This window comes from Bacillus sp. FSL K6-1284 (assembly GCF_038002625.1).
Classification (GTDB): Bacteria; Bacillota; Bacilli; order Bacillales; family Bacillaceae; genus Bacillus; species Bacillus paralicheniformis.
The window spans coordinates 762,958-785,490 of record NZ_JBBOCW010000001.1 but is presented as its reverse complement, the minus strand read 5'-3'; the positions used below and the strand labels follow the sequence as shown (position 1 = coordinate 785,490).

Annotated in this window: 19 protein-coding genes and 1 pseudogene; 9 read left to right on the top strand and 11 right to left on the bottom strand. The window is 43.6% G+C overall.

Annotated features, from left to right (window positions below):
• Window positions 1–412: 412 nt before the first annotated feature.
• The gene (locus MHB72_RS03890) at window positions 413–3,445 is read right to left on the bottom strand and encodes an alpha/beta fold hydrolase (protein ID WP_216921211.1); all 3,033 of its coding nucleotides are present in this window, start codon (window positions 3,443–3,445) and stop codon (window positions 413–415) included.
• A gap of 382 nt (window positions 3,446–3,827) precedes the next feature.
• Between MHB72_RS03890 and MHB72_RS22815 the strand changes: the two are divergent.
• The 3 genes and pseudogenes from MHB72_RS22815 to MHB72_RS22805 all read left to right on the top strand — a co-directional run.
• Window positions 3,828–3,908 (top strand): annotated as a pseudogene (locus MHB72_RS22815) (recombinase family protein); the annotation flags it as partial.
• A 14-nt stretch (window positions 3,909–3,922) separates the two neighbouring features.
• Window positions 3,923–4,042, top strand: a complete 120-nt coding sequence (locus MHB72_RS22810; RefSeq protein WP_216921488.1) for a recombinase family protein — start codon at window positions 3,923–3,925, stop codon at window positions 4,040–4,042.
• A 39-nt stretch (window positions 4,043–4,081) separates the two neighbouring features.
• On the top strand, window positions 4,082–4,345 hold the full coding sequence (locus MHB72_RS22805) for a recombinase zinc beta ribbon domain-containing protein (RefSeq protein ID WP_367304835.1): 264 nt from the start codon (window positions 4,082–4,084) through the stop codon (window positions 4,343–4,345).
• A gap of 353 nt (window positions 4,346–4,698) precedes the next feature.
• Here the strand turns inward: MHB72_RS22805 and rlmD are convergent, their stop codons facing one another.
• Both rlmD and MHB72_RS03880 read right to left on the bottom strand, forming a co-directional pair.
• The gene (gene rlmD, locus MHB72_RS03885) at window positions 4,699–6,087 is read right to left on the bottom strand and encodes a 23S rRNA (uracil(1939)-C(5))-methyltransferase RlmD (RefSeq protein WP_216921213.1); all 1,389 of its coding nucleotides are present in this window, start codon (window positions 6,085–6,087) and stop codon (window positions 4,699–4,701) included.
• A gap of 48 nt (window positions 6,088–6,135) precedes the next feature.
• On the bottom strand, window positions 6,136–7,050 hold the full coding sequence (locus MHB72_RS03880) for a diacylglycerol kinase (protein WP_023855610.1): 915 nt from the start codon (window positions 7,048–7,050) through the stop codon (window positions 6,136–6,138).
• Window positions 7,051–7,249: 199 nt separating this feature from the next.
• Here MHB72_RS03880 and MHB72_RS03875 point away from each other — a divergent pair, with 199 nt between their 5' ends.
• Window positions 7,250–8,203 (top strand): nucleoside hydrolase, encoded by a 954-nt coding sequence (locus MHB72_RS03875; protein WP_026578925.1) that lies wholly within the window; start codon window positions 7,250–7,252, stop codon window positions 8,201–8,203.
• Window positions 8,204–8,216: 13 nt separating this feature from the next.
• Window positions 8,217–8,759: a GNAT family N-acetyltransferase gene (locus MHB72_RS03870; protein WP_216921215.1), complete on the top strand. Its 543-nt coding sequence runs from the start codon at window positions 8,217–8,219 to the stop codon at window positions 8,757–8,759.
• Between the two features lie 97 nt (window positions 8,760–8,856).
• Here the strand turns inward: MHB72_RS03870 and MHB72_RS03865 are convergent, their stop codons facing one another.
• Window positions 8,857–9,057, bottom strand: coding sequence for a hypothetical protein (locus MHB72_RS03865; protein WP_020450473.1), 201 nt, complete (start codon window positions 9,055–9,057; stop codon window positions 8,857–8,859).
• 131 nt (window positions 9,058–9,188) lie between these two features.
• Entirely contained in the window at window positions 9,189–12,347 is a 3,159-nt protein-coding gene (locus MHB72_RS03860) for an efflux RND transporter permease subunit (RefSeq protein WP_216921218.1), read from the bottom strand.
• Window positions 12,348–12,493: 146 nt separating this feature from the next.
• On the opposite strand from MHB72_RS03860, the gene MHB72_RS03855 reads away from it, so the two are divergent.
• Both MHB72_RS03855 and MHB72_RS03850 read left to right on the top strand, forming a co-directional pair.
• A complete protein-coding gene (locus MHB72_RS03855; RefSeq protein WP_216921220.1) occupies window positions 12,494–13,342 on the top strand; it encodes a TetR/AcrR family transcriptional regulator in 849 nt (282 codons plus the stop codon).
• Window positions 13,343–13,465: 123 nt separating this feature from the next.
• Window positions 13,466–14,548 (top strand): glycoside hydrolase family 26 protein, encoded by a 1,083-nt coding sequence (locus MHB72_RS03850; protein ID WP_035399612.1) that lies wholly within the window; start codon window positions 13,466–13,468, stop codon window positions 14,546–14,548.
• 72 nt (window positions 14,549–14,620) lie between these two features.
• Here the strand turns inward: MHB72_RS03850 and MHB72_RS03845 are convergent, their stop codons facing one another.
• From MHB72_RS03845 to gatC, 5 genes are all read right to left on the bottom strand, one after another.
• On the bottom strand, window positions 14,621–14,902 hold the full coding sequence (locus tag MHB72_RS03845; RefSeq protein ID WP_020450469.1) for a hypothetical protein: 282 nt from the start codon (window positions 14,900–14,902) through the stop codon (window positions 14,621–14,623).
• The gene (locus MHB72_RS03840) at window positions 14,899–15,201 is read right to left on the bottom strand and encodes a DUF2089 family protein (protein WP_020450468.1); all 303 of its coding nucleotides are present in this window, start codon (window positions 15,199–15,201) and stop codon (window positions 14,899–14,901) included. The genes MHB72_RS03845 and MHB72_RS03840 overlap by 4 nt, the downstream gene beginning before the upstream one ends.
• Before the next feature lie 167 nt (window positions 15,202–15,368).
• Window positions 15,369–16,799 carry an Asp-tRNA(Asn)/Glu-tRNA(Gln) amidotransferase subunit GatB gene (gatB, locus tag MHB72_RS03835; RefSeq protein ID WP_020450467.1) on the bottom strand — a complete coding sequence of 477 codons (1,431 nt, stop codon included), beginning with the start codon at window positions 16,797–16,799 and terminating at the stop codon, window positions 15,369–15,371.
• Window positions 16,800–16,812: 13 nt separating this feature from the next.
• A complete protein-coding gene (gene gatA / locus MHB72_RS03830) occupies window positions 16,813–18,270 on the bottom strand; it encodes an Asp-tRNA(Asn)/Glu-tRNA(Gln) amidotransferase subunit GatA (protein ID WP_039073299.1) in 1,458 nt (485 codons plus the stop codon).
• Between the two features lie 22 nt (window positions 18,271–18,292).
• On the bottom strand, window positions 18,293–18,583 hold the full coding sequence (gatC, locus tag MHB72_RS03825; protein WP_003179590.1) for an Asp-tRNA(Asn)/Glu-tRNA(Gln) amidotransferase subunit GatC: 291 nt from the start codon (window positions 18,581–18,583) through the stop codon (window positions 18,293–18,295).
• A 441-nt stretch (window positions 18,584–19,024) separates the two neighbouring features.
• Between gatC and putP the strand changes: the two genes are divergently transcribed.
• Complete coding sequence (gene putP / locus MHB72_RS03820; protein ID WP_026578929.1) at window positions 19,025–20,506, top strand: sodium/proline symporter PutP; 1,482 nt, start codon at window positions 19,025–19,027, stop codon at window positions 20,504–20,506.
• A gap of 219 nt (window positions 20,507–20,725) precedes the next feature.
• Complete coding sequence (locus MHB72_RS03815; RefSeq protein WP_020450464.1) at window positions 20,726–21,418, top strand: MgtC/SapB family protein; 693 nt, start codon at window positions 20,726–20,728, stop codon at window positions 21,416–21,418.
• A 262-nt stretch (window positions 21,419–21,680) separates the two neighbouring features.
• Here the strand turns inward: MHB72_RS03815 and nagB are convergent, their stop codons facing one another.
• A complete protein-coding gene (gene nagB / locus MHB72_RS03810) occupies window positions 21,681–22,409 on the bottom strand; it encodes a glucosamine-6-phosphate deaminase (protein ID WP_020450463.1) in 729 nt (242 codons plus the stop codon).
• Window positions 22,410–22,533: the final 124 nt, after the last annotated feature.

Genomic DNA, 22,533 nt, shown 5'->3' with positions numbered 1-22,533 from the left:
CACTTGCCATTATTTTTTATTATACATAAATAAAATAAACCACCAGATTTAGCTTATGCTTAAAGGTGGTTTATTTCTATTGTGATCATGATGGTGAGATAAAAAAGTAATTACCCCAATGGCCGTAGCATATTCAGTGACCGCTCTTCATCGGCAACTGCTAGGCTAGAGATATTACCAGTACCTATACCCTTCACATTATTATATATTAAGGTGATTTTTTTATAAAGCCATTCATTATTAATACTTAAATACGAACAAAGATCCTGATCCATCATCATTTTGTTCAAGTTACATACAATATCTTGTTTATTCAATTTATCTAAAGACACATCTGGATCTATTAAACTAATAATATATTGTACATCATTATCAGCACAATAATCTTCAATAAATTCAAGGTAGGATTCTTTTAACTAATCCAATTTATCTTTTTTAAATCACTTTCAAGCCATTTATATATTATGTCAGTTATAGGTGTGTCTCTAAATATATCCAATACTTGTTCAGTACGAGTTACACCTAACCACATACAATCATCTGGGCGATATTCTTTAATTTTTTTGCCAATCTCATAGAGATTATTATCATCAAGAAAAAAATCATCTGAATCTTTTGTTGTCATTTGGATATCCAAAATAAAATCTGTATGATCTAACGGCAAAGGCTCTAAATGCCAATTTAAACCTGGTCCCCCAGAGTATCCCTTTGTTTCTTTAGGTGCTTCAAAATCTCCTTTTAGAGTAAAAGGATAAAGTACATATTTCCTTAACCTATTTTTTAAAACTGGGAAGAATGTTTCAACTATCTCTTTATATCCAATAATAACTTCATGGTAAATTTTCAAAGTTCTTAAATAAAGCTGTTCATCGGAGTAGACACTCCATACCCAATTGTCTTTAGGATTTTCAATATCCCCTCCGGGTATTGGACATTCTACAACTTTGATACCTTCTCTTTCTAAATCAGCAATGTAGTTCTTATACATTGACATTGGGACTTGTTTTTTATCTACATTTATATCCGATTTATTTTGATATTCTTTTTCTAATCTAGATTTTATATCATTTAAACAAATACTCTTTGTGTATAAAGAGCCTTTCCTTAATATTTTTAAGGTAGTGCTCCACATTAATTCTTTATATATTATTTCTGTACAAATGGGCAATGCCTTATTTTTTATTATTTTAGTTAAATTATCCCTTAATTCCTCAAATGTCCATTTCCAATACCAACTCGATCTATCACCAGGTCTAGCACCTCTATAACTTGGCCAGTCAAACTCATTCTTAGTTCGATCTAGGATATTGATATCAGGCAGTTTTTTTCTTCCCCTATACCAAGATGTATATAACCATTCATCAACTTTCATTACTCCAATAGGTAGAATATTTAAATGTATATCAACAGGTGCGATAATATTAGCTAGGATGTCTAAAGATTTTACCCAAGCACTCATAGTCATTCTAATTTTTTCTCCACATTCTTGTGCTGATAAAGAGGTTATATTATTATGAATTCCCCATTTTTTTATACTTTCCTCTATTAGTACTGAAGCAAACCCCGGTTCCTTTTTTACAATTTCGTGTATAATATTGTCAATAGCATTTTCCTTAAATATTGTGATTAAAATAATAAGAGGATATTTCCAGTAATCTAAAATACCCTTTACAATTATTTGATTAATATTTATCATATTTCCAGATAACGCCTTAGCAGCAAACCATTGATTTAATATTGGAAGAACAAATGATATGTAACCATTTTCTTCAATAATCAAACCGCTGTTTAAGAGATTCCTAACTTCGACAATATCACCTATTTCAGACTTTTTAACAGGCACATTGCCTCTGCTAGTACTTAGCATAGCCAAATTCATTAGTAACTGATTTGTATTTGATTCATTTATTTCTACTTTCCCTAATGCATTTTCTATTAAATATGATAATAGTTCACCACTGGTAGTTGGGATTAAATTATTTTTCTTTCTTAAATATAATCCTAATAAAATCGCGAAAAGAGGACGTTGAATTACTACTTTTATGTCTTTAGATAGATTGTAAAAATGATAAAGCTTTTCTTGATTGTTAATAAAATTTACCACCTCTAATGCTTCTTCTTCACTCAAACCTTTCATTCTTACTTTTTCAGGGATATTAGCAAAAATACTTAATGGTCTGCTTGTAAGGATTATGCGAAGGTTTTCCCATCTTTCATTAGCTATACGCATATTTTCCAATATATTTGAGGCTATTGATACTGATACCTCATCCATTCCATCTACTATAATCCAGTATCTTTTTGATTTATCAAGAACTATTTTTTCTAGAAACCTTTGAACATCAATGTCTAATTGTGCAGCATTTATACTTATAGGAATAGGAAATTCAAATTCATTCTCTGCTCTTAATAACAAATCTAAAAAAATCTTATCAATAGCAAAAGATTTACCTAGTCCAAACTCACCTTCTATTACTACTAATCGCTTTTCGTCAGTTGGCTTCAAATATTCAAAATCATATTGTTTATTTTCTAATAAATATACAGCTTGATCTCTATCCAAACCATTTGCCTTAAGTCGTGCAATAGATTTTGCCAAAGTTAGCTTCCTTTGCTCATCTATTGTCTTTTTTTTTAATACAATATCTTTTTCAAAAATCTCTTTTACTGCTTCACTAACATGTCTGTAACTTATAGAACTATGATTTTCTACTTTCAGGATCCCACTATGATCTCCTGGAAGAGGAATTCCTCCTGTCCATTTTGAACTAACAATATGTGGAATAGCGCTGTTTTCTGGCACAATAGTATCCTCTGTTCCAAAGAAAAATTTAAAATCTAAATTCATTGTCTCTAAATGCTTTTGCCATAATCTTATCGTTTCATCTAAAAAACTGCTGTTAGGTTCTAAAGATGGAATTTGAGCATGCTTATTTATGTTTTTTATTAATTGACTATATAAAGCAAACGATGAACCATTATACGGTGTAGCTAAACTAATCATTCCTTTTACATTATGAGTTTGATTGTTCTCAATTTCCTCAAGAATATATCTAATAGCTACTAATCCACCCATACTATGACCTATTAACAATACATTTTTATATTGCTTAATCTTTTTAGAGTCGATTTCTCTTTTTAACTCTCTAGCCAAAATTTCTATAGTGGTAAAGGGACCTTTTCCAACAGTAAAACTTTTAAACCAACCTAGTTTAAGTTTTTTGATTCCCATTAGAGCTAATAAACCATTTGCTAAGTGGGAAGTATCATAAGTTATTTCCGCTACATCTTGGTCATTAAACTTATCATCTGTTAGTAAAAGCTCTATCCAAGAAACCCCATTTTGAATCCACGTACTCTCAGATGCACCAAGTCCATGTATTAAAATAACTAAATTTTCACTATGCGTTTCGTTTTTTGTATGTAACAATAAATTTAATGCCAATTTCAATCCCTCATTTATCGACTTTTAAACACAAAATTTTCTGCTTGATATTTTTTACAAAGTTTTACTATTATTTTTTTAAAAATAACTGTTGACTTATGCTTGCTCATTTTACTTAATTCGACAGCTTCTGAATAAATTCCTTTACCCTTTAATTAATCATCCCTGATCGATTTGAGATTCTCTTAACATATATCTCATTTAATCAATAGTCATTCGATGTTATTCTACAATCTTGCCCGATTGTAGAACAAGAAAAATCCTGCATATCAAACATATCAACACATGATTTTTTAACAATCTTTATAATAAAGGTCAATCATTTTATGAGACAACAAGTACCAACACCTAGAGCAGCACTAACTGTAAAAATGCAGGCACACGTTGGCATCAACAGACAATTAAACGAATTCTGACGAATCCAAACTATACGGGAGAATTAGTCCAATGTAGAAGCGACTAAGTGCCTAGGTAAGTCTGAAACTTATAAAGTACGAAAAAGATCCAGAAAGATATATTGTCGTAAAGAATGCTCACCCAGCTATTATTTTTCGAGAAGACTTTGAAGCGGTCCAAGCTCTGATGAAAGCTAAGTGAAAAGCAAAATCAAACGGTAGAGAAAGTCTATTTGCGAATATTGCTGTTTGCGCTGACTGTGGCTCTGGAATGCATTTTAAATCTGACAGAAGAAACGGCGCATATGTATGTGGTACTTATGTCAAATATTCGAGCACTTTCTATTCATCTCATATTATCGAAAAAAAGAAGCTATTAAAATTAGTCAAGAATGACATACAAAGTTTAATGAAAAGTGCAAACAACATAGACGAATTGTACGGTATTGCAGGGGAAAAAGCATTATTGAAGCAGTCTGTATTCTTAAAAAGATTAAAAGCATAGAGAACCAGGCAGAGAAGCTCAGTAATCAATTTAATAGTCTAATGTCGCTGCATGCAGAAGGTATCATTACAAACAAGCAATTCAAGGTAAAAAGTCAGTCTATCTCAGAACACAGCTGCATTAGCAAATCGCAAAATGGAATTAAAATCTCAGATAGAGCAAAAAAGAACCAGGAAAAGAATATCCTGGCTTTCAAAATAATTGTTGACAACTTCTTAGAACTTGATGAGAAAAATCAACAAGACATGAAACAAACTCTTCAGAGAATGATTGACAAGATCAAAGTCTCTGATGAAAGCGAGATTGTCATCCACCACAATCTTGCTCTGTAAAAATTCAACTATTAGGACAGTTTAACTAGCTGTACCTTTAAAAACCAGTTTCACTACCACTTCCACATGGCTAGTATGCGGAAACATATCAACAGGCTGCACTTCAAGCGTCTCATACCCGCCATCCTCAAGCACCCGCAAATCGCGCGCCAAGGTTCCCGGGTTGCAAGACACATAAACCACACGCTTCGGCTTCATCTCCAAAATCGTCCGCAGCAATGCCTCATCGCAGCCTTTGCGCGGCGGGTCAACCACAAGCGTATCAGCCTTGATACCTTCCTTATACCACTTCGGAATCACGACCTCAGCTTCGCCAACTTCAAACTCAGCGTTCTCAATACCGTTCAACTCGGCATTCCGCTTCGCGTCCTCAATCGCTTCCGGTACAATTTCGACGCCGTATACTTTTTTCGCCTGCTTCGCCAGAAACAGCGAGATCGTGCCGATGCCGCAGTAGGCGTCAATGACTGTTTCTTCGCCGTTCAATTCGGCGTATTCAAGCGCTTTGTCGTAGAGCACTTTCGTTTGCTGGGGGTTGACTTGGTAGAACGATCTGGCGGAGATGGCGAATTTGATGCCGCCGATGGTGTCGTAAATGTATTCTTCTCCCCAGATGACGGTTGTTTCGTCGCCGAAGATGACGTTTGTTTTTTTCGGGTTGATGTTTTGGACGATCGATTTGACGTGCGGGAATGCCGCGGTGATCTCCTCGACGATTTTCGCTTTGTGCGGGAAGTCGTTTGTCCTTGTGATGAAGACGACCATCATTTCGCCTGTGACGGCGCCGTATCTGACCATGATGTGTCTGAGCCAGCCTTTGTGGCGTTCTTCGTTGTACGCTTTGATGCCGTATTTGCCGCAGATCTCTTTAATCGCCTGAACGACGCGGTCGTTTTCCGACTGCTGGATCAGGCATTCGTTCATGTCGATGATTTCATGGCTGCGCTGCTGGTAGAAGCCTGCGATCAGACCGCCTTCTCTTTCGCCGACAGGGACCTGCGCTTTGTTTCGGTAGTTCCACGGGTCTTCCATGCCGAGGGTCGGGTGGACGGTGATCCGGCTTAAATCGAGCTTGCCGATTCGCTCAAGCACGTCTTTGACTTGCTTCTGCTTGTAGAGAAGCTGGCCTTCGTAGTTGATGTGCTGAAGCTGGCAGCCGCCGCACTGCTTATAGATCGGGCACGGTGCGTCCGTGCGAAAGCGGCTTTCTTCTTTCAAATCGATGAGACGGCCGAAGGCGAAGCCTTTTTTAACCCGGGTCACTTTGATCTGCGCCTTTTCGTCAGGGAGCGCGTTCGGCACGAAAATCGGGAAGCCGTCGACTTTGGCGACGCCGGCTCCTTCGTGTGTTAAATCTTCAAATACGACATTGTAATATTCATTTTTTTGAACGGGGGCTTTTTGTTTCATCTTTTTCACCTGCTATAAGAAAAACTTGGCCAGCTCTTTAGACCAAGTTCAATCATCCAATTTTCTCGCTTTTTCTTTTGACATGACGACATCGATATGGCGGTAGAGGTTTTCGAATTCGCCCGGCAGTTCGCCGCCGTATTCGCCGTCAAGGTTGAGGAGCATTTTGTCTTTGACCGTTACTTTGACGCGGTTCGCTTTCGTGTAGATGATATGCTCGTCATTGATATGTTCGCCGCGGAGGGCAAGTCCGACAAGTCTGATGAATTCGGCGAGGTTTGCCCGTTTTAAAATAACGAGGTCAAACATGCCATCGTTCAAGCTTGAGTCTGGAGCGAGCTTCTCAAAGCCGCCGACGGAGTTCGTCAGCATAACGAGAAACAGCATCACTTCTCCTTCAAACAGCTTGCCGTCGTATTCGATTTCAACCTCGGTCGGCCTTAGCGAAGGAAGGAGCATTTCCATTCCTTTCAAATAATAGGCAAGGTGGCCGAGCATCGTCTTCAATTTGCTTGGTACGTCATATGTCAGTTCGGTGAGGCGTCCGCCGCCGGCAATATTAATGAAATATTGGCCGTTGACGCGGCCGATGTCAATCGGACGGGCTTCTCCCTCTAGTATTGTGTTTACCGCCTTTAAAATATCCTCGCGCGGAATGCCGAGCGCTCTCGCAAAGTCATTCGTCGTTCCGACCGGAATGACTCCGAGCTTGGGACGGTGTTCCAACGGCGCCAGTCCGTTGATGACTTCATTTAATGTGCCGTCTCCTCCGGCCGCAACAATCAAGTCAAATTCCCGCTCAGCGGCGTTTCTGGCGGCCTGTACGGCATCCCCTTCCCCTGTTGTCGCATGGCAAGACGTTTCATAGCCTGCCTGCTCGAATTTCTGCAGAACTTGGGCAAGGTTTTTTTTGAAAATTTCGCGTCCGGAAGTCGGATTGTATATGATTCGTGCACGTTTCATGTTTTCATCATCCTATTAGAGTATCCGTATCATTTCTTTACCAACAACCTTTAATTATACTAGTTGTTGAAAAAATCGCAACAAAATGGGTTTTATTATTTGTTTAATTTTAGATAAAATGCCCTAATTCATGGTAAAAAAGACTTCGGGATCTAATTGATGTAAAATAATTAATATTAAGAAAAAAGGAGATGTTGCTGTGAAAAAGCCCGTTTATTTTAACCATGACGGAGGCGTCGATGATCTCGTCTCTTTATTTCTGCTATTGCAGATGGAAGATGTCAAATTGATCGGAACATCCGTCATACCGGCGGATTGCTATTTGGAGCCGGCTCTCAGTGCCAGCCGAAAAATCATTGACCGCTTCGGTTCGTACCAGGTCGAGACTGCGGCATCCGATTCGAGAGGGGTGCATCCGTTCCCGAAGGAGTGGCGCATGCACGCTTTTTATGTCGACGCCCTGCCGCTTTTAAATGAAAAAGGCGAAGTCCGGACCCCGGTGTCAGACCTGCCCGCCCACCTTCATCTCATTGAATGCGTCAAACAGAGCCCCGAACCGGTGACGCTGCTGTTCACCGGCCCGCTGACAGACTTGGCGAGGGCGCTTGAGGAAGAACCGGCGATCATCAAGCACATTGCCAAACTTGTCTGGATGGGCGGCACTTTCCTTGAGAAAGGAAATGTGGAAGAGCCTGAGCACGACGGGACGGCGGAATGGAACGCCTTTTGGGACCCTTACAGCGTCAAGACGGTGTTCGAACGCGATATTCAGATCGAAATGGTCGCGCTTGAAAGCACGAACCAAGTGCCATTGACAAATGATATCCGCTCCCATTGGGCGAGCCTCAGAAAGCATGTCGGGATCGATTTTATCGGCCAGTGCTATGCGATGTGTCCGCCGCTTGTCCATAACGAGACGAATTCGACATACTACCTTTGGGATGTGCTGACAACACTGACGCTCGGCACAGTCGATATGACACGCTCGCGCAGCGTCAAGGCGGTTGTCCATACGGAAAGCCCGCGCCAAGGAACGACAGAAGAGCATCCTTGCGGCAGAATGGTCAAAGTCGTCGATCAAGTCGATAGGGATCAGTTTTTTGCGTATTTTGAAGCATTGATGAAAAAAGCCGATCGCATTCCATCTTTATAAAAGGAGACTTTCCATGATCAAAAAAGGGACAAACATTTACATCAGGCCGCTCACGGCTGAAGACGCCGAGGCTTGCCTCGAATTGCAGAACGCAAACCGCCCGTTTTTTGAACAGTTTTCAATGGAGCGGAACGAAGAGTTTTATACAATCGAAGGACAACAGAAGAGGCTTCAAAGATTATATGAAAATATGCAGAATGACGAAGATTACTATTTTGGCATCTTTGATTCTGCAAACGATGCGCTGATCGGAACGATCAACCTTTTCCAAGTGCTGCGCGGTTCCTTGCAAAGCGCCTTCATCGGCTATTTTTTGGATCAGAAGCACAACGGCAAAGGCTACACGACAGAAGCCGTCAGGCTGATGGTCGAGTTCGCATTTCACGATCTCAAGCTCCATCGCATCGAAGCCGGCGTCATGCCCCGTAATCTTGCCTCAATCCGGGTGCTGGAGAAGGCGGGCTTTCACAAAGAAGGCATCGCCCGGAAAAACGTTAAGATCAACGGAAAATGGGAAGACCATCAGCTGCTGGCGGTAATCAATCCGCATGATTAACCGCTTCTTTGCGGGGCTGGAGAACGAAATCAGCAGCATTAAAAAAGCTTGTCGATGAAGACATTTCAACCTTTATCGACAAGCTCATAACATGCTTTCATCTGCTTTTTGTCTCTTTCATGATGCTGAAAATGACTAAGGCGATAACACCTGCACATACAATATAAAATAAAACATCAGTCACAGGGTTTCTTATATTTTTCAAGAGAAAAATGACTCCGATCAACACGATCGGTATGATCCAGGTAAGCCGCTTTACGGCTTTGGGGCTTGGTTCGTTGTTTCCTTTCGATTCCATTCAGTGCCTCCTCTGTTGCCTTTTCTAAACAAAGCATAACACAGGATATATTTGTTAAACACCGACGATCGTCTCATCAAAGAAAAAACCCCTTGGAAAGGAGCATTCCAAGGGGTTCATGTTTTATCGACTTACTCTTCTTTCATACCCGGTTTTTTCCGGCGGAATTTCGCCAGCACTTCGTATACGATCGGTACGATCAGCAGGGTAAGGAGCGTCGAACTGATCAAACCGCCGATAACGGTGACGCCGAGTCCTTTTGAAATGACCTGGCTGCCGCCTTCAAATCCGAGCGCCAATGGAATCAGGGCGCCGATTGTGGCGATGGCCGTCATCAGGATCGGACGGAGCCTTGTAGAGCCGGCTTCAAGGAGCGCTTCTCTCGTTGAGAGCCCTTCCGCTTCCTTATGGATGACGCGGTCGATTAAGACAATTGCGTTTGTGACGACGATTCCGATCAGCATCAGCATTCCGATCATTGCGTTCAGGCTGATCGTTTCTCCTGATACGTATAGTCCCACCAAGGCGCCGATAATCGTAAACGGCAGCGAGAACAGGATCGCAAATGGCGCCAGTGCTCCGCCGAATGTAATCACAAGCACAAGGTAGACGATCGCGACCGCCGCAAGCATCGCGAGTCCGAGTTTTGTAAAGGAATCTTCGATATCAGCGGATACGCCGCCTGTATCGATTGTGACGTTGTCAGGCAGCTCGATCTTGTCGATGTTTTTCTGTACGTCGACTGATACGGCTGTGACGTTGTCCGATGTGACTTCCGCCGTGACATCGGCATAGATTTTGCCGTCGCGTTTTGAAATCGTGTCAGATGTCGTGCCTTCTTTCACTTTCGCGACATCACCGATTTTTACTTCCTGGCCGGTCGGAGTTGTGATTTTCTTGTTTTCTAAATCTTTGACGCTTTTATATGTTTCTTCTTCTGTTTTAATCGTGACATCAAGATCTTTTCCGTCTTTTTTCACGGTTGTAAGCGGCGCCTGCGATGTTTCTTTCATGAGCGCCTGAGAAATCTGTGATGCCGTTAACCCGAGTTTGCTTAATTTCTCCTGGTCAGCGACAAAAGTAAATTCGTCATATGTGCTGGACAGGCCTGAGTTTACGTTCTTCAGGTCTTTTTGGTCTTTCATAATCTTTTCGATCTCTTTTACAGTGCCTTTAATCTCTTTTTCTGAATCTCCGTACACATAATAGGTTAACTGATTGTTATTGCCTGAAGAGCTGAAATCCTGGGTTTTCCATTCTCCGCGTTTGGATTGCTTCTGAATGTCTTTTAGGACGTTGTCTTTTTCTCTATCAAAATCAGGTGTGTCTTCCTCATATTTGATATAGAACAACGCGCCGTTTGAGCTTCCGCCCATCAGCGGATTTCCCGCTCCTAACGTATATTGAACCGTATCGACGTGTTTGCGGTCCAATAGGACTTTTTCAGCTTTTTGCGCTTCTTTTTCCGCTTCTTTTTTCGTTTCTCCCGGTTCAGGAGTGTATGTGATTTGCACCATTTTATCTTTTGTAGCAGGCAAGTAGCTCGCTCCGATTAGCGGCACGAGGAACAAGCTTCCGACCAGCATTAGAACCGCGATGATCGAAGTGATCCATTTATGGCTGAGCGACCAATTCAACACTTTTTTGTAGAAGTTGGCCAGTACCCCAGGCTTGTGTTCTTTCGCCTTCACCGGCGCACCTGTCAACGACTTTTTGAAGAGGGTGTGCGCAAGCATCGGCACGAGCGTGATCGCGATCAGCAGGGATGCGGCAAGCGCGAATACAATCGTTAAGGCAAACGGCAGGAACAATTCGCCGATTTGACCGCCGACGAGTGCGAGCGGCAGGAATACCGCGATCGTCACGATCGTTGATGACATGATCGGCATGAACATTTCCTTCGTCGCTTCGCGCACGAGCGCTTTTCCGCGCAGCGGCTCATCTTTCAGCCTCATGCGGCGGTAAATGTTTTCAATGACGACGATCGAGTCGTCGACAACCCGTCCGATGGCGACCGTCATGGCGCCGAGCGTCATGATATTGAGCGTGATATCAAGCTGGTTCAAGACGAGCAGTGCGATTAACAATGACAATGGAATCGAAATGACCGAGATTAATGTTGATTTAATATCCCTTAGGAATAAGAGAATGATCACAACCGCAAAGATCGCTCCGAAAATCGCTTTGCTCAGCATCGTCTCGACCGACTCGGTGATCGGTTCGGCTTGATCGTATGTCGAGCTGTATTTGAAACCTTTGTGGTCTTTTTTGAATTGTTCGAGTTCAGCTTTTACGTTGTCGGCTACCTCGACGGTATTGGCGTCGTTTGCTTTAATGACGCTGATGCCGATGCTGTCTTTACCATTGGTTCGTGAAATGGATTCGGCTTTTTTGACATCTTTAATCGTTGCGATGTCAGACAGCTTAACCGTCGGGATTCCCGCGCTTTGCTGAGCTTGTCCGGTGCTCTGTGCTCCGGCTTGAGCCTGCGCGCCCTGGGCCGCTTGCGCACTTTGCGCTCCGGCTTGCGCGCTTGCGCCTCCGGCAGACGCCGCTGGAATTCTCATATTTTTCAAGTCTTTAATTGTTTCGATATCGCCGCTCACGACGACCGATTTTTCTTCTTTGCCGAATGTGTACAACCCAAGCGGAGTCGTCACATCAGATCCTTGAATCACTTGCTTGACTGTATCCTCGTCAAGCCCATATTGCTTCAATTTGTCTTTTTTAAATGAAAATTCGACTTCTTCAACCTGCTGTCCGGAAAGCTGAACGGAAGCTACGCCTTCAAGGCCTTCAAGCTTCGTCAGGAGGCTGTCTTCCACTTTTTTCGTCAAGCTTTGAAGATCGTCTTTATCACTGGACACGCTGAGCGCGAGGATCGGGAAGGAATTCATGCTGTAGCGCGAAATGCTCGGCTCTTTCGCATTGTCCGGCAGATCGAGATTCGCCAATGCTTCAGCGGCTTCCGTCTTCGCTTTGTCCATATCCTTTTCATAATCGTATTCAATCATCACCGATGATGCGTTTTCATACGAAGTGGACGTCACAACGCTGACGCCGTCCAGGTTTTGCACGGCTTGTTCAACAGGCTTTGTGACTTCATCAGCTACCTGGCTCGGAGTGGCTCCGGGGTATGTCGTGCTGACGGTCAAATAAGGCATGTTTACATCAGGAATTGATTCCTGCTTCATATTTAAACCCGCATAAATGCCGGCAACCGTAACAATAATCGTCATCAGCCACACAGCGAACTTGTTCTTTAGTACAAAATTAATGATAGAATTCATTACGACCTCCATTGTGTATATCATTTTCAGAATACAGATTGACTGACTGGTCATTCTATACAATAATAAACTTCAAAAGTAAACAGCGTCAACTTATATATGTTAAAATTTATTCAATTTTAAAGAAGTGTTAAAGGGGTACATTCATGACAGAAAAAGAAGAAAAAATCATTAAAGCAGGCCTGCACCTGTTCGCGAAAAACGGGTTTGCTTCCACAACGATTCAGGACATCGCCAATGAATGCAACATCTCAAAAGGAGCTTTCTACCTGCATTTCAAGTCGAAAGAAGCGCTTTTGCTTGCGATCATTAAGTATTATATCGATCGAACGATGGAAAATATGAAGATCATTCAGCAAAAGAATTTTCCTCCGAAGGAAACGTTCAAGGAGCAGATTGCTTATCAATTCAGTGAGAGCAAGGAGCACCGCGACTTTATTCTCGTGATGATCAGCGAACACAGCATCCCGGAAAACAGCAAGATCGAAGAATATTTTAAAAATGTCAGCCAAAAATTCCACGAGATGTATAAAAACGCGCTGTCAGCAGCCTACGGGGACATTGTGAAGCCCTATCTGTCAGACTTGTCCGTGATCGTTCAAGGCATCGTGCAGTCTTATCAAAATTTGTTTATCTTTAATGAACTGGATATCGATTTTTACGAACTTGCGGATTTTATTATGAGAAGAATCGATGACATGATTGATGGCATGGTTCAAAACGGGGAGCAGCCGATCCTGGCCGGACGGACGTACAGCTATTACCGGAACGCCGGCAGTACGGCCGATAAACATACGATTTTGCGGGAGCTTGAAGATGCCAAACGTCAGCCGGCGCTGCCGGAAGACATTCTCATTACACTGGATGTGATCGAGGAAGAGCTGAGAAAAGATTCGCCCCGCGTCCCCGTGCTCCAGGGCATGCTGACAAATTTGGAGCATCAGGACAATGTCCAGCATCTATATGGAATGATCACCCGTTTCCTTCATTCATAAAACAGCCTGATGGCTGTTTTTTTATTTCCCTACAATACGACGATCTGACCATGAATATTTTGGAAACAGCATGTATAATAAGATCGCTTAAGACAATCTAGATTTTTAGGGGGTTTTACCTTAGTGAAAAAAAGCATCGTTTGCTCCATCTTCGCGCTGCTCCTTGCTTTTGCCGTTTCGCAGCCGAGCTACGCACACACCGTTTCTCCGGTGAATCCGAATGCCCAGCCGACGACGAAAGCGGTGATGAACTGGCTTGCCCACCTGCCCAATCGGACGGAAAACCGAGTGATGTCCGGGGCATTCGGAGGATACAGCCTTGACACATTTTCGCTGGCTGAAGCCGACCGGATCAAACAAGCAACAGGACAGCTGCCAGCCGTATACGGCTGCGATTATGCAAGAGGATGGCTGGAGCCGAAGGAGATCGCCGATACGATTGAATACAGCTGCAACAGCGATTTGATCGCATACTGGAAAAGCGGAGGCATTCCGCAAATCAGCCTGCACCTCGCAAACCCCGCGTTTACTTCGGGTCATTATAAAACTCAGATTTCAAACAGCCAGTATGAGAGAATTTTAGATTCTTCCACACCCGAAGGAAAACGGCTTGAGACGATGCTGAGCAAAATCGCCGATGGCCTCCAGGAGCTTGAAAATGAAGGCGTGCCCGTTCTGTTCAGACCCCTTCATGAAATGAACGGCGAATGGTTCTGGTGGGGGCTGACGCAATATAATCAAAAAGACAGCGCGAGAATCTCCTTATACAAACGGCTCTATGTGAAAATCTATGACTATATGACAAAGACAAGAGGCTTGGATCATCTGTTGTGGGTGTATGCGCCTGACGCCAACAGAGACTTTAAAACAGACTTTTATCCGGGCGCATCATATGTTGACATCGTCGGGCTTGACGCTTATTTTGATGACCCGTACGCCATTGATGGCTACGATCAGCTCACATCTCTGAACAAGCCGTTTGCCTTTACAGAGGTCGGGCCACAGACGACAAACGGCGGGCTGGATTACGCGCGGTTTATCCATGCAATCAAAGAGAAATACCCGAATACGACGTACTTCCTGGCGTGGAACGATGAGTGGGGCCCTGCTGTGAATAAGGGAGCGGGCGCCCTCTATCTTCATCCATGGACGCTGAATAAGGGAGACATCTGGGACGGCGGTTCTTTGACGCCTGTCGTGGAATAATGAAAAAACCTTGGAGAATTTATTCTTCAAGGTTTTTAAGCAGCTTGTTCTGTCCTTTTGAGGCTGATCCTGTTATTTAATATCCATGGCTTTCATAACTCTCATTTCTCTTTCCTGCTTTTTTTTCAAAGCTTCTCTGCCTTTAATCCATTCCCCCAGCAATAAAGCCAGTCCGCCAATAAGAGGAAGATAGAATGATGCGAAAGATTTTCCTTCATGAATGGATAATGCAACGAGAAAAATGATATAAGCTGTTGGCAGTATAGCTCCCCAAAAAGTACGATTTCTGGTCGATAAAAAATATTGAATTCCCAGTATTGCAAATCCGATCAGTAGTATATATATAGTATTCATTTATGAACACCCCGCTCTTTTTTATATTTCTCAATGATTAACTTTGCATTTTCCAGACTTATCTGATCATCGATAGCTAACTGTTTAATAAAATGAACAAAAGTCTCATTTTCCAATTCATCAATGAGTTGAATTTTTTGTATTAATCGATCCAACCTAACCCTAACTGTTGGATAGGATACTTGATAACTCTTTGCAATTTCTTTTAACGAACCAGATTTCAGCGTAAAGTTTTTAATAAATTCTACATCCTCTTCTTCTAAAGCCAATATCCATTCGGGTACATCTTTTCTTTCCATAGACAGCCCCTCTTATCAATAAATTTAAAAACAAAACTTAAATTAATGATAATATATCTCTAAATAAAGTTCAAATAAATTTTAATTTTATTTATTTACATCTTTACACAAATAAAAAAAGGTCCCCAATATGAGGACCTCCATTTAAGTAGCATAAGTCTGTTTTTTTATCGTTTATTAATCTCTTCAAGAAGAAGCTTGTTGACCATCGGCGGGTTCGCTTGTCCTTTTGAGGCTTTCATGATTTGGCCGACAAGGAAGCCGATCGCACGGTCTTTTCCGTTTTTAAAGTCTTCGATCGATTGCGGATTGTTGTCGAGCGCTTCTGTGACAAGCTTTCTGAGCGTCGCTTCGTCAGAAATTTGCACAAGGCCTTTTTCTTTGACGATTTTTTCTGCGTCTCCGCCTTTTTCGATCAATTCTTTGAAGACCTTTTTCGCGATTTTCGATGAAATCGTGCCTTTTTCGATCAGCTTGACCAATCCTGCAAGGCCTTCAGGCGTGAGCGCAACATCCGCAAGCTCTTGTTGCTGAGCGTTCAAGTAAGCCGACACTTCACCCATCAGCCAGTTCGACGCCAGCTTCGCGTCTGCGCCTTTTTCGACGGCTGCTTCGAAGAAGTCGGACATTTCTTTTGTCAAAGTGAGCACTTTCGCGTCATAGGCAGGCAGGCCAAGCTCTTCGATGTAGCGCTTGCGGCGCTCGTCCGGAAGCTCAGGGATGCTGTCTTTCACGCGCTGTTTCCACTCATCGTCAATGTAAAGCTCGACAAGATCAGGCTCAGGGAAGTAGCGGTAGTCGTCAGATCCCTCTTTGACCCTCATCAAAATCGTCGTTTTGGACGCTTCATCATAGCGGCGCGTCTCCTGCTGAATGACACCGCCTGACAAAAGAACTTGCGCCTGGCGTTTTTCTTCGTGCTCAAGGCCTTTTTGAACAAAGGCAAATGAGTTCAGGTTTTTCAGCTCTGTCTTTGTGCCGAACTCCTCTTGTCCGATCGGACGGAGGGAGATGTTGGCGTCGCAGCGGAGCGAGCCCTCTTCCATCTTACAATCGGAAACGCCTGTATACTGAATGATTGATTTCAGTTTTTCAAGGTAGGCGTAAGCTTCTTCAGGCGTTCTGATATCGGGCTCGGAGACGATTTCAACGAGCGGTGTTCCCTGGCGGTTATAGTCGACAAGGGAGTAGCCGTCGCCTGTATGCGTCAGTTTTCCCGCATCCTCTTCCAAATGAAGGCGGGTGATGCCGATGCGCTTCGTTTTTCCGCCGACTTCGATTTCGATCCAGCCGTTTTCGCCGATCGGTTTATCAAATTGAGAAATTTGATAAGCTTTCGGGTTGTCGGGGTAGAAATAGTTTTTCCGGTCGAATTTCGTTTCTGTCGCAATTTCGCAGTTGAGCGCCATCGCGGCTTTCATCGCGAAATTAACGGCTTCTTTGTTCAACACAGGTAGTACACCCGGATAGCCTAAGTCGATAACGCTTGTCTGCGTGTTGGCCGCCGCGCCGAATGGCGTTGGAGAACTGGAGAAAATTTTCGATTTTGTTTTGAGCTCCACGTGGACTTCAAGTCCGATTACCGTTTCAAAGTTCATGTTTTTTCACCCCTTACAGTTCAGGTTTTGCTTTATGGTGGTCTGTCGCCTGTTCGAATGCATGGGCGACGCGGTATACTGTGCTTTCGTCAAAGTGTTTGCCGATGATTTGCAGGCCGAGCGGCAAGCCGTTCGCCAAGCCGCACGGTACGCTGATTCCCGGTACGCCCGCAAGGTTGACAGGAATCGTCAGAATGTCATTGGCGTACATGGTCAGCGGATCGCTCGTTTTTTCGCCGATTTTAAATGCCGGCGTCGGCGTTGTCGGTCCGATGATAACGTCATAGTTTGCAAATACGTCTTCAAAGTCCTTTTTGATCAGCGTTCTGACTTTTTGCGCTTTTTTATAGTACGCATCATAGTAGCCTGAGCTGAGCGCGAACGTGCCGAGCATGATGCGGCGTTTCACTTCGTTTCCGAATCCTTCGGAACGCGTTTGTTTGTACAGGTCGATCAGGTTGTCGGCATTGTCCGTGCGGTAGCCGTAGCGGATGCCGTCGAAGCGCGCCAGGTTTGCCGACGCTTCAGATGAAGAAAGCAGGTAGTAAGTCGCCAGCGCGTATTTGCTGTGCGGAAGCGATACTTCTTCCCATGTCGCGCCAAGGCTTTCGAGCACTTTCAGCGCTTCAAGCACGGAATTTCTCGCTTCTTCTCCCACTCCTTCGCCGAGGTATTCTTTCGGCACGGCGATTTTAAGTCCTTTAATGTCGCCTGTTAACGCTGACAGATAGTCGGGCACGTCCACGCTGGCGCTCGTCGAATCCATTTTGTCGACGCCTGAAATCGCCTGAAGAAGGTAGGCGTTGTCTTCGACAGATCTTGTGATCGGGCCGATTTGATCCAATGAAGAAGCAAATGCGACAAGACCGTATCTGGAAACGCGTCCATATGTAGGCTTTAAGCCGACGACGCCGCAGAAAGATGCCGGCTGGCGAATCGATCCGCCCGTGTCAGATCCAAGTGAAAACGGCACTTCCCCGGCCGCAACCGCAGCCGCAGAGCCTCCGCTTGATCCACCCGGAACAGTTTCGAGATTCCACGGGTTTTTTGTCTTTTTAAAGCCTGAGTTTTCTGTTGAAGAGCCCATCGCGAATTCATCCATGTTCAGCTTTCCGATGGTGACGGCTTCAGCTTCGTGAAGACGCTCAACAACGGTTGCATCATAGATCGGATCAAAGTTCTCGAGAATTTTGCTTGCGCACGTTGTCCGCAGATCCTTTGTTACGATATTGTCCTTAATACCGATCGGCATCCCGAAAAGAAGGCCGTGCTCATCACGGGTATCTAGCGCTTCGTCCAATTCTTTGGCGTATGCGCGGGCTTTTTCTTCATCAAGCTGCAAAAAGGCTTGTACCTTTCCGTCAACTTCGTGAATCCGTTTGTAAGATTCATCGACTAAATCTGATATGCTGATCTCTTTATTATGTATGAGACGTTTTAATTCAGATATTTTATGGTCAAACAGTGACATGTTTTCTCGCTCCCTCCTTTATTCAGTCCAAGATTGACGGCACGCGGATGTAGCCGTCTTTATGATCAGGCGCGTTTTTGACGACGTCTTCAACCGGAAGGCCTTTATCAGGGACATCTTCCCTCATGATATTCTTCATTTGCAATACGTGCGTTGTTGGTTTAACATTCTCTGTATCGACTTCGTTCAGCTCTTCTGCAAATGAAATAATGCTGTCAAGCTGTTCGGTAAACATCGCCGCTTCTTCGTCCGTAATCGCCAGTCTGGCAAGATGGGCGACATGCTTTACTTCTTCTATAGAAATACGCGACATACTAAAAACACCTCCAAGGTTATTCTCGCTTAGTCATAATACTGATCATATCAAATTTTAGCCTTCTAAATCAACAAAACCACGATCTTCGCCCCATTAGGCGGCTTTTATTTTATCGCACATGAAAAATTCAGTAAAATAGCCCGCACTAATATTCAGAATATTTTTACTTTATATAATATTTGTAAGCGTTTTCATTATGATGCTTATCAGAACCATCGCGCTCTTTTTCAATAAAATCGGATGTTTTTCACGGTTGATTGATGGGGAATAGTTTGATAGGTTAGGTAACTAAGTACGATCTAATCGGCAGCGCCTTAATTCCAATACTTGATTTTTCAAAGAGGGGGCCCTGCAATTTTCTTCGTACCGCAAGTCAGTATTGTCGAAAATTTTAAAGAGGTGATGCCACATTATTTTTAAAGAGGAGAGATATGAAACGTGAGTGTTGAAATATTTATTTCGTTAGGGATTTATTTTGCCGCGATGCTCTTAATCGGCTGGTATTCCTACAGAAAGACATCCAATTTGAATGACTACATGCTCGGCGGCAGAGGTCTTGGGCCTGCTGTTACGGCTTTATCGGCCGGCGCGTCGGACATGAGCGGATGGATGCTGATGGGACTGCCCGGAGCCATGTATGTGACAGGACTTTCGAGCGCCTGGCTTGCCGTCGGTTTAACAATCGGAGCTTATGTGAACTACTTGGTTGTCGCTCCCCGGCTGCGCACATATACAGAAGTAGCAAACGATGCGATTACAATTCCGGATTTTTTCGAAAATCGGTTTAATGATACGACGAGAATCTTGCGCCTGGCATCAGCCATCGTCATCATGGTGTTTTTCACACTGTACACGTCGGCGGGTATGGTGTCCGGAGGAAGACTGTTTGAAACGGCGTTCGGCCTCGATTATAAAATGGGTCTTTTCTTAACGGCAGCAGTCGTGATTGCTTATACGCTGTTCGGAGGGTTTTTGGCCGTCAGTCTCACTGACTTTGTGCAAGGTTTGATTATGTTTATCGCTTTAGTGCTCGTGCCGATCGTTGCCTTTACTCAATTAGGCGGAATTACGCCGACTTTCAATGTGATCGAAGAAATCAATCCAAGCTTGCTCGATTTCTTCAAAGGAACGACCGTCATTAGCATTATTTCATTTCTCGCCTGGGGACTGGGCTATTTCGGTCAGCCGCATATTATCGTCCGCTTTATGGCGATTTCATCCGTAAAAGAGCTGAAGCCTGCGCGCCGCATCGCAATGGGCTGGATGATCATCTCCGTAATCGGCGCACTGCTTGTCGGACTGATCGGTGTAGCGTATGTCCATGAAACAGGTACAGCGCTTAAAGATCCGGAAACGATTTTTATCGTGTTCTCAAAAGTATTATTCCATCCGCTGATTACCGGATTTTTGCTTTCCGCTTTGCTCGCGGCGATTATGAGTACGGTGTCTTCCCAGCTGCTTGTCACATCAAGCGCCATGACGGAAGATTTTTACCGGACGTTTTTCCGGCGCAAAGCAACGGATAAGGAACTCGTTCTTGTCGGACGTCTGAGCGTTCTGCTTGTCGCCGTCATCGCGATCCTTCTGTCTCTGACACCGAACAACACGATCCTTGATTTGGTCGGCTATGCGTGGGCCGGGTTTGGTTCCGCATTCGGACCCGCCATCCTTCTCAGCTTGTACTGGAAGCGGATGAACCAGTGGGGCGCATTGGCCGGTATGATCACAGGAGCCGTGACCGTGCTGATTTGCATTCTGACCGGTCTGCAGGAGAAGACGGGAATCTATGAAATGATCCCTGGTTTCTTCCTGAGCTTGATTGTCGTTTACGCTGTCAGCATGATCACGAACAAGCCGGCAAAAGAAGCAAGAGATATGTTTGAAGAAATGGAACAGACGCATGAGGAAGAACATTCTTAAATGATCAGGCAATGAAAGCCGCCGGGCGATATCCGGCGGCTTTTTTGCTCAGACGGAATTCTTTTGATGCCACACCGGCAATATAATGGTAGGAGTATTGGGCTTTCTTGCTGATGAATGGTTCCGCGACATCCCCTTCAAAAACAGTTGTCGATCCATAGCGTCTGTGAGAAAATCATATCAATCATATAAGATATTGTCGGAAAGGAGATCATGGGCATGGATTGGCATATTGAAACAGAAACACTGTTGAAGCTTGGCATCGCAACATTAATCGGAATGGTCATCGGTCTCGAAAGGGAGCTAAAAAACAAGCCGCTCGGCTTAAAAACGTGCATCGTGATTGCGATCAGTTCCTGTGTTCTGACAATGATCAGCATTGATGCGGCATACCATTTTCCAAAGTCGAACAGAATTATGATGGACCCTTTGCGGCTTCCCGCACAAATCATATCGGGGATCGGCTTCATCGGAGCGGGCGTGATCTTACGCAAAAGCAACGACGTCATTTCCGGCCTGACCACTTCAGCGATGATCTGGGGAGCAGCCGGCCTCGGCGTCGCCATCGGAGCGGGCTTTTATAAAGAAGCTTTTGTCAGTCTCATTTTCATTTTAATCAGCGTCGAGTTTTTGCCATGGATCGTCGGCAAAATCGGCCCGAACCGCTTGCAGGAAAAAGAAATCCGCGTCCGCATGTCTCTGAATGACAAGGATAAACTGACGGATATCCTCAAGGAAATGAAAGCGAAAAAAATCCGGATTCATTCCGTCCGGATCGATGATATGCGCGATAATGAATTTCCGGTCATGGAAACGAAAATCATGGTTCATAAGAAACGGTATGTCACCGATGTCTATTACGATATCAAAGCGATCGACGGCGTCGTCGGCGTAAAATGCGATACGCTTTAAAAAAAGCAGCCCTTTGGCTGCTTTTTTTGTGGATCATAAATATGGACAGTCGGTTCTATAGGATGGAGCTTTCTCTCGCCTAGAGGATTTATTCAATTTCCTCTATTCTCCCCTTTTCAACTGTTCGAATAAATAATATGAGGACAAGCGTATATGTAATTCCTTACCAGCAGGGTGGAAATTTGCTATATTCAGTCGTTTTTTACTGATTGATCGCTAGGAGATCTCTTGAAATTTTTTTAATGTCATCAGCCGATGTCTGTTATTGAATTTTATTTAAGGCCGCATCATCTGCCATCACAATCACATCATTATGTTTCCTTAAAATTGAAGCAGGGAACTCTTGGGAGACACGGGTGCTGTTCAGCAGCCGTGCCAATGCTTCAGATTTTTCATTTCCAGACACGAGCAGAAGGATCCGCTTACTTTCCATTATTGTTTCAATTCCCATGGTCAATGCCTTTGTCGGTACTTCGTCCAAGGAACGAAAGAACCGGGAATTTGCCTGCCGGGTTGATTTATCCAAATCAACGATATGGGTTCTGCTTTTAAAGCTTGTCCCCGGTTCATTAAAACCGATATGACCATTCAATCCCATCCCTAATATTTGTATGTCAATTGCTTTTTCGGAAACAAGTCTGTCGTAACTGATGCATTCTTGTTCCAAATCTTCCGCCATCCCATTTGGAATATTGATATTCCTTTGCCTAATATCCAGATGTTTGAATAATATTTCATTCATATAATAATGGTAGCTGTTTTTATTTTCTTTAGCCAGTCCAACGTACTCGTCTAAATTAAAAGCAGTAACATTCTTAAATGATATTTCCTTTTGCCGATACTTTTTGATCAGGCATTTATACAAACCTAGCGGTGTCGAACCTGTTGCAAAACCGATAACAGGATTTTTTGAATTGTTAATGAGCTCAGTCATTAAATCAGCTGATTTTTCACTCATTTCTTCATAACCTGATACATGAATAATTTTCACGTCGTTCTCCTTTCCGCAAAATAACATGTCCAAGACGGACTACTGTATTAAACTGCACTTCAAAAAGACAAGGCATCTTCGCTACACCTCAGTAAGACAATCCATTATTCAAGAACTCCGATAT

Coding starts and splice junctions, on each gene's coding strand:
- gatC (WP_003179590.1), bottom strand. CDS start 18,583: ATGTCGCGTATTTCTATAGAAGAAGTAAAGCATGTCGCCCATCTTGCC.
- MHB72_RS03870 (WP_216921215.1), top strand. CDS start 8,217: ATGATCAAAAAAGGGACAAACATTTACATCAGGCCGCTCACGGCTGAA.
- rlmD (WP_216921213.1), bottom strand. CDS start 6,087: ATGAAACAAAAAGCCCCCGTTCAAAAAAATGAATATTACAATGTCGTA.
- MHB72_RS03855 (WP_216921220.1), top strand. CDS start 12,494: ATGACAGAAAAAGAAGAAAAAATCATTAAAGCAGGCCTGCACCTGTTC.
- gatA (WP_039073299.1), bottom strand. CDS start 18,270: ATGTCACTGTTTGACCATAAAATATCTGAATTAAAACGTCTCATACAT.
- MHB72_RS03840 (WP_020450468.1), bottom strand. CDS start 15,201: ATGGAAAGAAAAGATGTACCCGAATGGATATTGGCTTTAGAAGAAGAG.
- MHB72_RS03860 (WP_216921218.1), bottom strand. CDS start 12,347: ATGAATTCTATCATTAATTTTGTACTAAAGAACAAGTTCGCTGTGTGG.
- MHB72_RS03845 (WP_020450469.1), bottom strand. CDS start 14,902: ATGAATACTATATATATACTACTGATCGGATTTGCAATACTGGGAATT.
- MHB72_RS03815 (WP_020450464.1), top strand. CDS start 20,726: ATGGATTGGCATATTGAAACAGAAACACTGTTGAAGCTTGGCATCGCA.
- MHB72_RS03865 (WP_020450473.1), bottom strand. CDS start 9,057: ATGGAATCGAAAGGAAACAACGAACCAAGCCCCAAAGCCGTAAAGCGG.
- gatB (WP_020450467.1), bottom strand. CDS start 16,799: ATGAACTTTGAAACGGTAATCGGACTTGAAGTCCACGTGGAGCTCAAA.
- MHB72_RS03880 (WP_023855610.1), bottom strand. CDS start 7,050: ATGAAACGTGCACGAATCATATACAATCCGACTTCCGGACGCGAAATT.